The following is a 15343-nucleotide window of genomic DNA, read 5'->3' on the forward strand; positions in this document are numbered from 1 at the left end:
GATGAGTGCAGTTGAAAACCTGACCGCAGTAATTGTCGATGATGAACCCCTGGCACGTCGCGGCCTGCGCCTGCGCCTGGAGCATATGTCCGGTGTCGATGTAGTCGCTGAGTGCGGCAACGGCCGCGAGGCTCTGGAAATTATTCTGCAGCTAAACCCGGATGTGGCGTTTGTGGATATTCAGATGCCAGGCGTCAATGGTCTGCAGCTGGTGCAGCAAATACCCCTGGAAAAACTGCCCCAGGTGGTGTTCGTAACGGCTTATGATCAGTATGCGGTGGAGGCCTTCGAGGTCAACGCGGTAGATTACGTATTGAAACCTATCGAAGAGGAGCGACTGCAACTGGCTCTGACTCGCGCACGGGAAAAAATGGCCACGGCGGATATCGCCATACAGCGCGAGCAGCTGCTGGAGGCGGTGGCGGATTTGACCAAGGAATCTCCGGAGGCACTGGAGCAGAAACTGGTCAGCGGCCAGTTTGCTGGCAGCGCCTACCCGGATAAAATCGCTGTGAAAGACTCTGGCAAGATCACCCTCGTACCGGCACGGGAAATCGACTGGATTGACGCTGCCGGGGACTATATGTGTGTACACGCCCAGGGCGAAACCCATGTGATGCGCATTACCATGAAGGAATTGGAGCAACAGCTGGATCCAAAATTATTCCAGCGTATTCACCGCTCCACCATCGTAAATTTAAGCCGTGTGCGGGAAATTCGCGCGCATATTAATGGTGAATATCACCTGGTATTGGACAGTGGCGAGTGCCTGAAAATGAGCCGCAGCTATAAGAGTAAAGTGCAGCATTTTCTTTGAGGTATTTTTGCGCCTAGCAGAAATAAAAATTCACTCAGTAACCTGATCGAATATTCCCGACACTTTGTCGCAACGGCCTTGTTTGCAACTCCTATTGCATTAATCTTCCTTTCCCTAGCCCGCTGTTCTCCAGCCGCGGGCATATCGCACGGCACAGGAAGTGCGGTTATTGCTCCAGGGCCTAATTGGAAGAAACGCGGCAGTTTTTTCTTGAAATTTTGCTTTTTCGATGGGAATGAACTGGGCGTAAACCGGCAGGGTAACAGTAGGTTTAATACTCTACTCCAGAGTTTTGCCGGAGATGATGACCTAGATAAGGACTCGTCTATGGAATTGCTAGTTTAATCGTAAATATAAAATAAGGGCCTATGGAATGGCGCTGACAAAAGCCGCTCTGAAAAATCCTGCCGCCGCTGGTGTGGCTGTAGTGCTTGCTGTTTTACTGGGGTCCTTTCTCGCCAGTCGTCTGCCGGTACAACTTTTCCCCGATATTGAAAATCCTCGTATAGCTATCCAGGCCGGTTGGCGTGCTGCCGCACCGAAGGAAGTAGAGGCGGAAATTGTTGAGCCGATTGAATCGGTTCTACAGGGGCTCACCGGCCTGGAAACCATGGAGGTAAATGCCGGCCGTGGCGGCGCATGGGTGAATCTCGAATTTAGTATGGGCACCGATATGGACAAGGTGCTGATCGATGTGATCAGCCGTATGAGCAGCCTGCCGCCTTTACCTCGGGATGCGGAACCGCCACGGGTAATGCTCGGCGGTTGGGGTGGTGATGCCACCGCACTTACCTACTTTTTTCTACAGAAGCTGCCTGGCAACCCTAATCACCTCGATGACTATGCGGGTCTGATTGAGGATGTATTGCGTCCTGAGCTGGAATCCGTGCCCGGTGTTTCCAGTGTGGAGGCCCAGTCCGGTCGTGCCGCACAGGAGGAGTTACAGGTTGTTTTCGATCCCTGGAAGGCGGCCGATTTAGGCATTCAGTTGCCGGCGATCAGCCGTCAGTTGGCCTCGGCAAGAGATGTTTCTGGTGGTTTTACCGATGTCGGGCGTCGCCGCTACACACTGCGTTTTGTCGGTGAGTACAAGCCGGCGGATTTATCCGAGCTGGTGCTGGAGTGGCGCGATGGCCAGCCGGTGCGCCTCGGCGATATTGCCGAGGTGCGTGTGGGACCGTCGGAATCCCGCGGGGTAACCACCCAGAACGGTAACCCAGCGGTGTCTATGCGTATCAACCGTACCAACGATGCCAATATGCTCGCTACTCTGGAGCTGGTAAAGCAAAAGGTGGAGGAGCTGAATGAGACCAAGCTGAAAAACGAACAGCTGGTGCTGGTGCAGTCCTTCGATGCCTCGGTGTTTGTGTATCGCGCCCTAAACCTTCTAGGTGGCAATTTGATATTGGGCATACTGCTGGCGGTAGGGGTGCTCTGGTGGTTTATGCGGCGTATGCGTGCGACATTAATCGTTGCCGCAGCTATTCCTATCTCCCTACTGTCCACTTTCGTCGTTTTATCAGCGGCCGGGCGCAGTGTGAATGTGATTTCCTTAGCGGGGCTGGCCTTCGCCACAGGTATGGTGTTGGATGCCGCAATTGTGGTACTCGAAAATATTGTGCGCCTGCGGGAAAAAGGCAGCAATCCGGAGGAGGCCTCGGAACAGGGGGCAGGGCAGGTTTGGGGTGCACTGCTGGCGAGTACCGCCACTACCGTAGCGATCTTCCTGCCGGTATTTTTCCTCAACAGCGTTGAGGGCCAGGTATTTGGTGACCTAGCCCTGACCATCGCTGTGGCAGTGGTATTTTCTCTCTTAGCCGCTGTTGCCATAGTGCCACTGGCGGCCAAGCTATGGTTGCCACCAATTTCCAGTGAGGACCGACTGGCGAATTTATGGGAGAAGATAACTAAGCGGGTCATGGCGCTAACTGGCACTCGCGCACGCCGCTGGCAGGTGATTGGTGGCTTCTTACTCGTGCCTATTGCTGCGACCTATTTTCTTTTACCCAACCTCGATTACTTACCACCGGTAAAAAGGGATGCGGTGGATGTATGGATGAATTTCCCCTCTTCTACTAATACCAAAACTATCGAAAAGGATATCGTCAACGAGCTGGATCGGCGTATGGCGCCTTACATGAGTGGTGAGCACGAGCCGGCTCTCAAAAACTACTACATCATTACCTGGCCCAATGGCGGCACTATGGGCGTGCGTGTTAAGGATATGGACCAGGCCAAGGAGATGGAGAGGTTGTTGCGCGAGGAAATTCTGGTGGATATTCCAGACTTTCAGGGTTTCGCTGCGCGTGGAAACTTATTTGGGCAATTCGGTGGTGACCGCCGTATCGCCCTACACCTGCAATCCCGTGATGCTGATGGCTTGATGCGCGCCGCTGCCCGTGGTGTAGAAGTCATGAAAGAAGTAATGCCGGGCACGCCGGTACAGACCAATCCGGGCCTGTCTCTGTCGGAGCCGGAGCTGACGGTGCGGCCTAACGACCGCGCCATGCTGGAGCAGGGCTGGAACCGCCAGGATATGGGTAGCTTGATTCGCACCCTCGGCAATGGCCTCTATGTGGGTGAATACTTCGACGGGGAAAAACGCCTGGATGTGATTTTCAAAGCACAGCCTTGGAGCACACCGGAACAGTTACAGAATACGCCGTTGGTCACTCCCCGTGGAGAGGTGGTATCGCTGAGCCAGTTGGCGAGTGTGGAGCGCACCGTGGGCCCGGGCAATCTGCGTAGAGTGGATGGTCGTCGCACTATTACCCTGAATATTGTGCCACCGGATGACATCTCTCTAGAGGAAGTACGTGCCCAGCTTGAGGAAGAGGTGCTGCCGAAAATTCGCGAGGCTTTGCCCGAGGATGGCAGTATCCTGGTAGGGGGGAACGCTAGTGATTTGGATAAAGCTCTGGTATCTCTTTCACAGAACTTCCTGTTGGCGCTGTTGATTCTGTTCCTGCTGATGAGTGCTTTGTTTCGCTCACTGCGCGATGCTGGGCTGGTGCTGTTAACCGTACCGCTGGCTACTGTCGGCGGGGTCTTGGCACTGCAGTTGCTGAATCTGATCAGCTTCCAGCCCCTCGATCTTCTCACCATGATTGGTTTCGTTATTCTTCTGGGGTTGGTAGTGAATAACGCCATCTTGTTAGTACACCAGACCCGCTCAGCGGAAGGCGCGGGCGCCAGTCGGGTAGAGGCGGTGGAGCAGGCGTTGCGCCTGCGCCTGCGGCCGATCTTTATGAGTACTTTGACCAGCGTATTCGGCATGTTGCCCCTGTTGGTAGCTCCGGGCGAAGGAAGTGTGATCTACCGCGGTCTGGCCGCCGTGATTGTCGGTGGAATGGCGGTCAGTACTCTGTTTACCTTGATTTTATTACCGGCGCTGTTACAGACCGGTCGCCTGCCTGTGCCGCAATTTACCCGCTTGCGTCAAAGACTGGCCCTGAGGAGTTCCCAATGAAAAAGTTACTTGCCGGAGTTGTCCTGTCCCTCACCTCTGTGGGACCGGTTTTGGCCCAGAGTGGCGCCGTGGCGGTCACTGTGGATCGGGCTGAGACCCGCCAGATGGCAGCTAGCCAGTGGTCCGCCGGGGAGGTGGTGAGCCGTCGCGATATACGTATTTCCTCTGAACTGGATGGCGTGTTGGAGTTTGTTGCTGAGCCCGGTAGCTTGGTAAAAAAAGGTGAGCGCCTGGCGCAGTTGGATGGAACCCATTGGCGCCTGCAGTTGCGCAATAGTGAAAGTCGTATTGCCCAGCTGAAGGCGCGTCTCACCTACCTGGACGCGCAGCTGCATCGACTGAGTAAATTGGCGGAAACCAACAGCACCTCCCGTGCAGCGTTGGAAGAACAGCAGGCCGAGCGCGAGGCGATGGCCCAGGATCTGTTAGCCGCACAGATTGAGCGGGACAGGCGCGCTTATGAACTTGGTAAGACCAACATTGACGCCCCCTTCGATACCCTGGTGGTGAGTCGCGAGTTGCAGGCGGGGGAATATGTCCGCACCGGCTCCGAGCTGTTGCGCGCGCTGGATATGTCCCAGCTGGAGGTGGAGGCAGATATTCCGTTGGCTGCTCTGCCCCTGATTGGTGCCGGCGACAGTATTTCGGTGCGCAGCGATGCCTTGTCCCTCTCCGAGAGTGAGCGCGCTAAAGCAAGGATTATCAGCGGTCATGTGCGCCAGTATGTACCTGTGGCCAGCGAAAACTCTCGCAGAGTTAAGCTGATGGTGCAGCTGCCCGGCAAGGCTTCACAGCAGTGGGACTGGGTAGTGGGCATGCCGGTACAGGTGGCAGTCCCCCTATCTGAGGCCCGCGACACCATGGCAGTTCCGCGTGACGCCTTGGTGTTGCGCAATGGCGAAACCTTTGTTTACCGTGTAGATAAAGAGGATAAAGCGGAGCGTTTGTCGGTTCGTGTTGGCAGTGGTGATGGAGAGTGGATAGCCGTTTACGGTGAACTCGCTGATGGCGATCGGGTTATCGTGCGCGGTGCCGAGCGCCTGCAGCCGGGGCAGGAGGTGAAGATATTATCAGAGGTGGTGCGCGATAAAGATGACAGCAGTGTTCTGGCGGTGGCTGACTGAAATATTGATACCAGTCTCTTTTAATTAAATTGGGGAACAGAGTTCCATGACAATACACTTCTGCGACATTTACTTGCTCGTCGAGGTGTCTTATGCGTTTCCTGCTTGCGCTGCTGTTACTGACGATTGCCTCAGCACCTCTCGCGGAGACGCAGGTGGTGCCCCTTCTGGACGGGGCGCGCCTTATCGAAGCCAACAATGAAATTTATTTCTATGCAGATGGATATTTCTACCGGCAGGGACCAGATGGTTATACCCGTGTGGAGCCACCACTCGGGGCTAGAGTGCCGGAAGTACCAACAGGCACATCCTTTTACCTCGGTGGCAAGGATTACCGGCGAGCGGGGAATGGCACTTTCTTCGAGTTTGACCCTAAAGACAACCAATTTGTGGTGGTTACCCCTCCGGCCAATTGGCGCAATTACAATCGCAATCCCCTAGCACCCGAAGTAAGAATTTACCCGCGTGCCTATCCGCCCAATTACGAATCTACCCGAGCCTATCCTCCTAAATACGAATCCTCCCGCAATGTCAGCCAGCTACGTCATTCGAGAAATGTCCGCCGCCCTGACAGAAATCTCGGCCGTAGGGAAGTGTTTTGCAAGGCCAGAGCAGCCAATCTGGTGAGAAGTGTGCATAGACCCGGAAGGGTATCTGTGGTTAGTACTCGCGCCTATCGCAGACAATACCTCAATTGTATGCGCAGCTATGGGCGCAGACGCTACTGAGCCCCTTTAAGTTGAAGAGCCGAGAGCCTGGCCGCTCTCGGCTACACTCAAGAAATAAGCCCCTAAGGGCAAGGTCTTCCCCTTGCTGATACTGCTTCACGGACAGATGTGTATTTTATGCTGGGTGTTGGTGGTTACTTCTTTACTGATAAGCCTAAGACTCGCACCGGGCAACGACTTTCCCACTTTTTTCCGATCGCCTTCTGCCTGATTTTTTTCGCCCTTTGCTCTCTGGCCGCTAGTGCCCAGTTACCCGGTTCCAAGCCCAAGGAATTCAAGGCGGTGGTGCCTGAGTTTGCCGATCCTTCTGCAGATTGGTGGACCGGCTGGAGCAATGCATCACCGGAGCAGCGACGAGAGTGGCTACAGGCGATTAAAAAGGGTTGGCAAGAGTGGCAGCAAGAATTACCTGAAGAGGATGAGGCGCTGCAAAAAGGGGCGAAAAAAATTACCCAGAGCCTGGAGGGGGTGGAGGTCACCTGGAAGAAGCGTCAGGAATATTTAAAAGTTGAGTTGATGCCGGAGGTGAAGTTTCCGGAAAACCCTAGCGTACTCGACTGGGCCCGCGCTGATGCGGCCATTAGCCGCGGTCAACGCCGCCTGAGTGGTGTGCAGCTAGAGGCGCGGCAGCTGCGCGCTAGCCGATCGCAATCCTTGGCGCAGTTGCGAAAACAAGTAATTGTGCTGCGTGATGCCAAAGGTGAGGAAGAAGATCAGGCGGCACAAGCGCTGTTATTGGCGCAGATCAATCACCTGAATATTATTGAGCAGCTGGATACGGTGAATGAGTTTCTCGGCACCTGGCAGGAAAAAATCGAACTGTCGGAAACCAAGCTGCGCGGTATGCTCGATGACCTGCAGTTCAGTGAGAAGGATGCCGAAAAGCTGGAGAAATCGATCACCGACAGCGATAAGAAAATTGAGCGTATCGCCGCTACTCGTACCAGTATCCAGAGTACTACCGAGCCCTCCACTGACCCCGACGTCAATATGAAAAAGGACCTCACCCTGATGCAGCTGGAGGTGGACCTTTTAGAGGAGCACCTTGATAAACGCAAGAGTGAGTTACTGCAATCCATCAACCGCGTATTGAATCCAGAAACTGGCGAGGAGACATTGGTTGTCAGTCGCGAGCTGCTGGAGAATGCCAATGCGGTGATCGATAGCACTTCGCGGGAGCTGGCGATCCGACAACGGCAGGTGGTGGCTTGGCGCGATGAGGAGGAAAGTGCCGATCTGAGCCGTTGGTGGGCTTACTTTGAACGGATCGGCAGTGGTCTGGCGCGGGCCAACGACTTGGAGCAGGATATCCAGCGTTATGAGAAGGCCCAACTTGAAGTTTACCGCGAGCGCCAGGGCTGGTGGGCCACGGTTCGCGAACGTTTGGCGCTAACCGGCCGCCAGGTATACAAACGCTGGCGCACTCTGGCGGATTACCAGCTGTTTACTATCGCGCAAAACCCAATCACGTTGCGCCTGATTGCCAGGATGGCATTTGTGTTGGTCTGCGCCTGGTTGCTGTCGGTACTGACTCGCGCCTTCCTACGCCGGCTGGTACGCAGGGAACACGCCAGCGAATCCTCCATGTATAACCTGAGTCGCGTTTTGCACTACACCTATATCGGCGTCGCCCTGATTGTGGTGTTGAGTATGCTCGGCCTGGATACCTCCAAGCTGGCACTGGTGGCTGGAGCCCTATCTGTAGGTATTGGTTTTGGCTTGCAGGCTATTTTTTCCAATTTCATTTCCGGGCTTATTTTGCTGTTCGAAAGGCCCTTGAAGGTTGGGGACTTGGTAGAGCTGGAGTCCGGTGTTTTTGGCCGAATCCGCGATATCAATGTACGTTCAACCCGTATCACCACCCGCGACAATGTGGATATCCTGGTACCGAATACCGAGTTTGTCGCTGGAAGGGTGATTAACCATACCCTCGATGACCCGGTGCGTCGTATTCATGTGTCCTTTGGTGTTTCCTATGCCTCCGATCCAGACTTGGTGCGGGAAGCTGCACTGGAGGCCGCCTCGCGGGTCAATATCACTCATACCGACTGGAAGCGTAAAACTGAAGTCTGGCTGATGGAATTTGGCGATAGCGCGCTGAATTTTAAGCTGGTGGTATGGGTGAACAGTAACATGGTCACTTCTTTGGGTGACTCCTATGCGCTTTACAATTTAGAACTGTTGCGGGAATTTCGTGAAAAGGGTATCGAGGTGCCTTTCCCACAGCGGGATCTGCACCTGCGCAGTTGGGATGCACCGGCAATGATTACTCGCACAGGGAGAAAGTAGTAGCCCAGGGAGAGCATCGGGCTTGAGTTGCGGTGAACAGGCGTAGTATTTTCCAAGCGGCCGACGGTGATGTCGGCCCCATCCCTGTTATTTTTATTGCAGCGTTTTGCTATTGGGCGTTCGTGCAATATCTACAAGGAACTGCCCGTGCTGATAATCCCGATCCAGAATAAACCAGACTGGCGCCGACCTCCTCTGATGTGTTTTGTGCTAATCCTCGCCAACTTGCTGGTATTTATGTTCTACCAGGGCAGTGACGATGCCCGCTGGCAGCAGGCTGAGGAGTATTACTTCGACAGTGACTTACCGGATCTGGAGGAGCAGCGCTTCCTGATTTATGTCAATGAGGAGCATCCCGAGTGGCGCCTGCAGATGGATGTAGAGGGCGAGGAATTTGTCTATCGGGAACTACTGTGGAATACGGAATTTCACCAGTGGCTACTGCCCAGGCTGGAACAGGAGGGGCAAACCCAGTGGTTACAGCAGCGCCAGCATTTTGCCGGGCTGCGCGACAAGATTAGCAGCATGGCCCTGGGTCTGACGCCGGCGGAACCCAGTGCGGCTGGACTTTTAGGTCATATGTTTTTACACGGCAGCTGGGATCACCTGATTGGCAATATGGTGTTTTTGCTGCTGTTTGGCTTATCGGTTGAGCTGGCACTGGGGGGGCTTTGGTTTATCGCCCTTTATCTTCTCGGTGGCTTGGCTGCGGCTAGCCTGCATATGTTGGTTGAATCGGGTAGTTATGTACCTATGGTCGGTGCTTCTGGCGCTGTATCGGCGATTATGGGAATGTTCGTTGCTATATACGGAGTGCGGCGCTTGCGCTTTTTTTACACCGTCGGATTTATGTTTGGCGAGTTCAGTGCGCCGGCTCTGATGGTGTTGCCCCTGTGGCTGGGTAAGGAAGTGTTTGGCTACTTATATGGTGATGCCGGGATCGCCTATTGGGCCCATACCGGCGGCTTGCTGGCTGGATTTGTTCTGGCCTTACTGCTGATTTACTGGCGACCACCGTTAAAGGCGATGCCGCAGGAAGAAGAGGAACTACCATCCCCGCAAAAGAGCGCGCTGGCGCGCATCGCTCGATTCCAGGAAGAGGGTAAGTTGCTCGAAGCCGCAGAGGCTGCGGCCTCCGCAGTACGTCAGTATCCCGACCACCTACCACTGATACAGCGCTTTATCGAGTTGACCGCGATTAATCCCGATAGTGAGGCGTATCACCGAGCCAATTTGGCGCTATTTGCCCAGGCGGCCAACCCAACAGTTGATGCTCGTATTATTTCCTCCGGTTATTACAGTTACCTGCAAACTACGCAGAAGCCTCGAGCCCTAACAGCCAAAACTTGCCTGCTGATGGCGCGTCGCGCTGCTGAAGCCAAAAACTGGCCCTGGCTCGATGAACTCTTGAACAAGCTTATTGCGCAAAGAGTACAGCACCCGTTGATACCCAAATTAGGTATGGCTCTGGTGAACTACTACCGACGTCTGGGTGAGGAGGGGCGTGCGCGGGAAATGAAGGCGTTAACCCAGGGGATGGAAATATCTGGACAGCCCTAGAGGATAATAATCTGTTTATAAAAATACATTGGCAGTTAGACAGATCCCAGTGAGCATCCATAAGATCAAATTGGCAGGGGAGCCTTATGAATAAATATATTCTTAAAAAAGAACAAATCCTGGATATGGAGGGGGAGCACAAGGTGCACTTCCTCAACCCGAATGCAGTGCGCCGCAATAAATCCTTGGGAGACATGACCGGGATAAATGGCTTTGGCTTTCACATTATTGAAATAGAGCCTGGGTACGAATCCACAGAGTATCACTGCCACAAATTTGAAGATGAATGTGTCTATATCCTGCAGGGGCAGGCTTCAGTATTCATCGGCGAAGAAAACTATATAGTGGGTGAAGGGGACTTTATCGGATATCCGGCTAATGGCCTTCCCCATGTGATGAAAAATACCGGAAACGATATTCTGCGCTGTATCGTAGTGGGCCAGCGCCTGGATCATGATGTGGCAGACTACCCCAATAAGAATAAGAGAATTTACCGTAATAAGGGGTTGCCGTGGGAACTAGTGGACCATAAAGATATCGAGCACCCTCGTTAACTCCACAGACAGAGATTCTGTATGGCCACAAAAGTACGTGTTTTCTACAATTCTGCCTGTCCGGTATGCGATGCGGGTATCCGTGCTCAGAAGAAGAAAAACACCACTTGCGGTGTAGGGTGGGAAGATGTTCACCTTGATAATGCCAAAGCACAGCAGCTCGATGTGGACCTGGAATTTGTGCGAGAGCGCTTGCACGTGATTGATACACAGGGGCACCTGCGAGTGGGTTACGAAGCATTTATAGCGATTTGGGAGAACTCTCCCAGTGAACAGTGGAAAGCAAGGTTGTCAAAAACACCGGGTCTGCGATGGTGTCTTAACAAAATCTATAATGGCTTTGCCCGCTGCCTCTATCTATGGAATAGGGCTTTAAAGCACTGGTGAGATTGCTTCTGATTTTCTACCGGGTGGAATAAACGGATAGAGAAAGCACGCAACCCTCTCCTGGAAACGTGCTATCGGTAAGGGCTTGACCCTATGAATTTATAGGTGTGTGTTCTCTGAACTATTTAGTACTTTCCACAGAGTATCGATTTGATTGCGTAGAGTGCTGTTGGGGAATTTCTGTCTAATGAATTGCAGTAATTTCCTGGCCAGATCTTCGCGGTTCAGCCCATCCATATATACCTGTGCCAGCAGCAGGTAAGCCGCATCCAGCTGTAGATAACTTTCCTTGTGTAGATTGTTCAATAATTGCGCCGCCAGCTGGTATTTGTGCTGTTGATAGAGCACCTTGGCTAGGGTGTGGCGAAGCTCGGGTTTTACAATAGGGGGGGCCGGCTCGGTGGCCAGGTAAAGTTCCGTCGCTTTGTGTGGCCGGTTGAGTTGTATGAACTTATCCAGTAAATGGGGGCCAAGTTCCCGCAGGGCTTTTTGGTCCTGGGTTGCCAGTAGCAAGCGGTAGTAGCGTTCGTTGAGGGCTTCATCATTGGGGTAGCGGCGCAAGCCATCTACCAGCGCCTGACGTGCGGCTGGAAGATTCGATTCGCGCATTAAAATCTGTGCATCGGCCAAAGCGCGTGCGCGGTTGAATTCGTCCTCTTCCAGAAAGGTACTTTCATCATCCAGTTCGGCCTGAATACCCAGTTTTTGCTGTCGTGACAGGCAGATGTAACCCATCATGGCGCTAGTTACGATATAGAAATAGGTAGTTGTGGCTGCAATCACCGGGCTCAGGGACCAGGGGGGTAGCTTTTCAATGGCAATGGCCATCAGCAGGTTGGGTGCGGCGGAAACCGCAGTGGTGGTAATCCACAACAGCCAGTAGGGCCAGCCGATAATCAAAGTGAATTGTAGTAACTTAAGTGGATTGATCGCCGCACGCAGGCTGTGTTCAAGGGCCAGTACAATCATCGCTGCCGGCGCAAATAGGAAGAGGGCAAAAGCATAAAGCTGCACGGCACCCATACCGAAAGAGAAGAGCTTGTAACCAACAAAACCGGCAATCAAGGTCATAGCGATGACTTTCAAGAATAGCGGTGCACTATTACCGTCCAGGGCATCGCCAATTCCGGGAGCTTCCAACTGGCCACTGGCAAGCCGCTCGATAACCAGCAAGTTGTAGCGGCTCACCAGGGCAACGATGCCCACCAAGGCCACGATTGCTAAAAGACCCAGGCCTGAGATTAGCAAACTGGCTGCAGCTGCCAGTGCTATGATCGCCAGGGGACCTGGTTTTAAGGCGTAGAGAAAATAAAAAATTCCCATCTGCCAAAAGGGCTTAGCACTGTTGCTGGCACCGATATACTCCACTGGATCGCGACACAACGGACACTCGGGTCCAAGGCCCTGATAGTTGGCACTGGAGCCTGGGATACATTCGCTACAGTATTTGCGCTGACAGGGTTGGCACTGCCAGGATGCATCGGCACTGGAATGGTAGCGGCAGGATTCAGCCATGAATTTTCCCTAAAAACTTTTCTTCCTGAAGGTTTATTGTGTTTCTTTCTAACAGTTTATCCGCCGTCATCGTGGCGGCGCAATCGTCGAGTATTTTTGATGTACTGTTAGAATGCAGCGTGAATCCCAATAAAATTGGCACACAAGTTTCAAAAAAGGTGTTGTATGACAAAAGCTATGCGCGTTTATTTGGTGGAAGGCACTGCAGGAGAGCCCTGGGGCGAGGCGGCGTTACTCAGTTTTAATGGCAGCGAAGCGCATATCCATATTGGTGCGGCCAAAGGTGCTGCACTGGTGGCGGCGCAACGCGCGGCTCGGCGCCTCGATGGCATGGGAATCAATGAGGTGATACTCAGCGGTGAGGGTTGGGATATCGAAAGTCGCTGGGCTTTCTGGGGCGGTTATTTTAATCCACGTATCAATAATAAAATCCACTGGGGCAGCGAGGATGCTGGCGAGCTAAAAGAACTGGCAGCACGTGAAAATGCTGCGTGTTGGGTCCGCGAGATTACCAATGGCACGCCGGATGATGTTTCTCCCAGGGTGCTGGCGGAGAGCGCGGCGGAAATGCTACAGAAGCTTGCCCCGAGCGCAGTTAACTATCGCATAGTGGCCGGGGATGACTTGCTGCGCGATGGCTTTGTTGGTATCCACAATGTGGGCCGTGGTAGCGTGCGCGAGCCGGTCATGTTACAGCTCGACTACAACCCTACAGGCAATGCGGATGCTGAGGTGGATATCTGTCTGGTGGGCAAAGGGATCACCTTCGATTCCGGTGGCTACAGCATTAAGCCCTCAAGCAACATGGCCACCATGAAATCTGATATGGGCGGTGCCGCTATGGTGACTGGAGGCCTCGCGCTGGCCATTGCGCGTGGTCTGGAAAAAAGAGTGAAGCTGTATCTTTGCTGTGCGGAGAACCTGGTTTCCGGCCACGCATTTAAGTTGGGCGATATTATTGAATACAAGAATGGTGTCACCGTTGAAGTGCTGAATACCGATGCGGAAGGGCGTCTGGTATTAGCGGATGGCCTACTCGCCGCAGGGGAAGATAAGCCTCGCTTTGTTTTGGATGCCGCTACCCTGACGGGTGCTGCCAAAATGGCTGTAGGCCGCGACTTTAATTCAGTCTTCAGTTTTGAAGATGAAATGGCACAGAAGGTACTGAATGCTGCAGCACATGAAAATGAGAAGGCCTGGCGCTTGCCACTGGAGCCCTTCCATCTGGAGCAGACCCCTTCTAACTTTGCCGATATTTCTAATATAGGCGCTGACGGTAGCCCTGGGGCTTCAACTGCGGCGGCCTTCCTTGCTCGTTTTGTATCGGAGGAGGGCCGCAACTGGGTGCATATAGATCTCTCTGGCTCTTACCAGCCAAGTGCCAATGACCTTTGGGCCGCTGGTGCCAAGGGACATGGCTTGCGAACTATTGCTCGTTTCCTACTGGATAATTAATACCCAGCAATTACTGCCAAAAGCCTTGCAAAACGCGCCTAAAATTGGCGCGTTTCTATTTTTTCCTGACCTGCGCCTGTAAATTTTCACGAAATTATATTCCTTTTGAAAGCTTTAATCAGTGAGCTTTCACTAGTTGAGGTTTTTTTAATTTGGCTCGTTAATTGGGACTTGGGCTCATAAATACGTTTTGTGTAATTCGGAAATTTATTTTAAATGTCGAGGGGTAATAGGTAATGAGTACTACGGCATCCGCAAATCATTCTGCTCAAAAATCAAATCGTTGTGCTAACTGCGAAACTGAACTTTTGGGACCTCACTGTTACAAATGTGGTCAGCCGGTCAAGGGGATGGTGCGTCATTTCTCCTCCATAATTGGAGACTTTTTTGACACTCTACTGGCATTTGACTCGCGTACATGGAAAACAGTGCCATCCTTATTCTTTCGACCTGGATTTTTAACTACTGAATATTTTTCAGGTCGTAGAGTCCGCTATGTAAGTCCTGTAAGGTTGTTTATTTTTCTTTGTATCACCAGTTTTTTTGTTACTCAGATTAATAGTGACTGGGCTATTAACTTTGGTGGCAATAAACCTGTAGTTGTGGATACGGAGTCTGCCGAAAGAGGTCTTGATCAGGCTGTTGAGAATTTAAAAGACCTCCAAAAAAAACATGCTGAAGACAATTTGGTGGTCATCAATTTAGAGGAGGTAGAATCTGACCTTGTTGAAGAACGCATTGAAATTAAGACGGGTTTAGACGAACTGAATACGGATCTAGATAAAGTTAATGTCAATCTGAACGGTGTTACAGGGGCATCAAAGCAATCCGAATATTTCACTAAGGATGCTATTGCTTCGGGGCTAAATGAAACTATTACCGAAATAGATGAAGAGTTTTTTCAAGTTGGCTGGATTCCTGATTCTTTGGAAAATTGGGTTAATAAAAAAGTAGACAGTGCCCATAAAAATGTAGAACGAGTCACTGAAGATCCAAATCGACTTAAGAAAGCATTTCTGGGAGCCTTGCCTTCTACTTTAATAATCATGTTGCCAATTTTCGCCATGATGTTATGGGTAGCTTATATCTTCAAACGTCGACTTTATATGGAGCATTTGATTGTTGCACTGCACAGTCATGCTTTTATTTGTTTAAGTATTTTAACTGCCAATTTGTTTTACAGCGCAAGCGAAAAGTTTTCTGATTACAATGTAATCTCTTCACTTTTTGATAATCTGTTTTTTCTGCTAATTATTTGGGTCCCCATTTATCTATTTTTGATGCAAAAGCGTATATATCAGCAGGGGTGGCTCATTACCTTATGTAAATACTCCTTTCTGGGAGGGGCTTATTTGATTTTGCTGGCCTTGGGTGCGGCTTTGACTGTTCTCTGGAGCTTGGCAGAGCTTTAGTGCTAGTTTTTAGCTATTCTTGAAATAAAAGAA

General features: G+C 52.0%; 11 protein-coding genes. 10 read left to right on the plus strand and 1 reads right to left on the minus strand.

The genetic code is table 11. From position 1 onward, the window contains the following. The first annotated feature begins 1 nt into the window (after position 1). The 8 genes from ACJJIB_RS03390 (at position 2) to ACJJIB_RS03425 (ending at position 10928) form a co-directional block, all read left to right on the plus strand. A complete protein-coding gene (locus tag ACJJIB_RS03390) occupies positions 2-817 on the plus strand; it encodes a LytR/AlgR family response regulator transcription factor (RefSeq protein WP_252084319.1) in 816 nt (271 codons plus the stop codon). 373 nt (positions 818-1190) lie between these two features. Further along, entirely contained in the window at positions 1191-4286 is a 3096-nt protein-coding gene (locus ACJJIB_RS03395; RefSeq protein ID WP_444887885.1) for an efflux RND transporter permease subunit, read from the plus strand. Further along, positions 4283-5410 (plus strand): efflux RND transporter periplasmic adaptor subunit, encoded by a 1128-nt coding sequence (locus tag ACJJIB_RS03400; RefSeq protein ID WP_444887886.1) that lies wholly within the window; start codon positions 4283-4285, stop codon positions 5408-5410. Before ACJJIB_RS03395 ends, ACJJIB_RS03400 begins: the two co-directional genes overlap by 4 nt. A gap of 92 nt (positions 5411-5502) precedes the next feature. Then, positions 5503-6138 (plus strand): DUF6515 family protein, encoded by a 636-nt coding sequence (locus ACJJIB_RS03405; RefSeq protein ID WP_444887887.1) that lies wholly within the window; start codon positions 5503-5505, stop codon positions 6136-6138. A 117-nt stretch (positions 6139-6255) separates the two neighbouring features. Beyond that, complete coding sequence (locus ACJJIB_RS03410; protein WP_444888899.1) at positions 6256-8427, plus strand: mechanosensitive ion channel family protein; 2172 nt, start codon at positions 6256-6258, stop codon at positions 8425-8427. Positions 8428-8496: 69 nt separating this feature from the next. Then, on the plus strand, positions 8497-9987 hold the full coding sequence (locus ACJJIB_RS03415; RefSeq protein WP_444887888.1) for a rhomboid family intramembrane serine protease: 1491 nt from the start codon (positions 8497-8499) through the stop codon (positions 9985-9987). Between the two features lie 86 nt (positions 9988-10073). Next, entirely contained in the window at positions 10074-10541 is a 468-nt protein-coding gene (locus ACJJIB_RS03420; RefSeq protein WP_444887889.1) for a cupin domain-containing protein, read from the plus strand. A 21-nt stretch (positions 10542-10562) separates the two neighbouring features. After that, entirely contained in the window at positions 10563-10928 is a 366-nt protein-coding gene (locus tag ACJJIB_RS03425) for a thiol-disulfide oxidoreductase DCC family protein (protein WP_444887890.1), read from the plus strand. A gap of 99 nt (positions 10929-11027) precedes the next feature. Here the strand turns inward: ACJJIB_RS03425 and ACJJIB_RS03430 are convergent, their stop codons facing one another. Further along, the gene (locus ACJJIB_RS03430; protein ID WP_444887891.1) at positions 11028-12443 is read right to left on the minus strand and encodes a hypothetical protein; all 1416 of its coding nucleotides are present in this window, start codon (positions 12441-12443) and stop codon (positions 11028-11030) included. Positions 12444-12608: 165 nt separating this feature from the next. Between ACJJIB_RS03430 and pepB the strand changes: the two genes are divergently transcribed. Further along, the gene (pepB, locus tag ACJJIB_RS03435; protein WP_444887892.1) at positions 12609-13898 is read left to right on the plus strand and encodes an aminopeptidase PepB; all 1290 of its coding nucleotides are present in this window, start codon (positions 12609-12611) and stop codon (positions 13896-13898) included. Positions 13899-14134: 236 nt separating this feature from the next. Continuing rightward, positions 14135-15310, plus strand: coding sequence for a DUF3667 domain-containing protein (locus ACJJIB_RS03440; protein ID WP_444887893.1), 1176 nt, complete (start codon positions 14135-14137; stop codon positions 15308-15310). Positions 15311-15343: the final 33 nt, after the last annotated feature.

It is taken from the genome of Microbulbifer mixtoriginis (SeqCode) (genome assembly GCF_052467705.1).

Coding starts and splice junctions, on each gene's coding strand:
- ACJJIB_RS03390 (WP_252084319.1), top strand. CDS start 2: ATGAGTGCAGTTGAAAACCTGACCGCAGTAATTGTCGATGATGAACCC.
- ACJJIB_RS03395 (WP_444887885.1), top strand. CDS start 1,191: ATGGCGCTGACAAAAGCCGCTCTGAAAAATCCTGCCGCCGCTGGTGTG.
- ACJJIB_RS03400 (WP_444887886.1), top strand. CDS start 4,283: ATGAAAAAGTTACTTGCCGGAGTTGTCCTGTCCCTCACCTCTGTGGGA.
- ACJJIB_RS03405 (WP_444887887.1), top strand. CDS start 5,503: ATGCGTTTCCTGCTTGCGCTGCTGTTACTGACGATTGCCTCAGCACCT.
- ACJJIB_RS03410 (WP_444888899.1), top strand. CDS start 6,256: ATGCTGGGTGTTGGTGGTTACTTCTTTACTGATAAGCCTAAGACTCGC.
- ACJJIB_RS03415 (WP_444887888.1), top strand. CDS start 8,497: ATGTCGGCCCCATCCCTGTTATTTTTATTGCAGCGTTTTGCTATTGGG.
- ACJJIB_RS03420 (WP_444887889.1), top strand. CDS start 10,074: ATGAATAAATATATTCTTAAAAAAGAACAAATCCTGGATATGGAGGGG.
- ACJJIB_RS03425 (WP_444887890.1), top strand. CDS start 10,563: ATGGCCACAAAAGTACGTGTTTTCTACAATTCTGCCTGTCCGGTATGC.
- ACJJIB_RS03430 (WP_444887891.1), bottom strand. CDS start 12,443: ATGGCTGAATCCTGCCGCTACCATTCCAGTGCCGATGCATCCTGGCAG.
- pepB (WP_444887892.1), top strand. CDS start 12,609: ATGACAAAAGCTATGCGCGTTTATTTGGTGGAAGGCACTGCAGGAGAG.
- ACJJIB_RS03440 (WP_444887893.1), top strand. CDS start 14,135: ATGAGTACTACGGCATCCGCAAATCATTCTGCTCAAAAATCAAATCGT.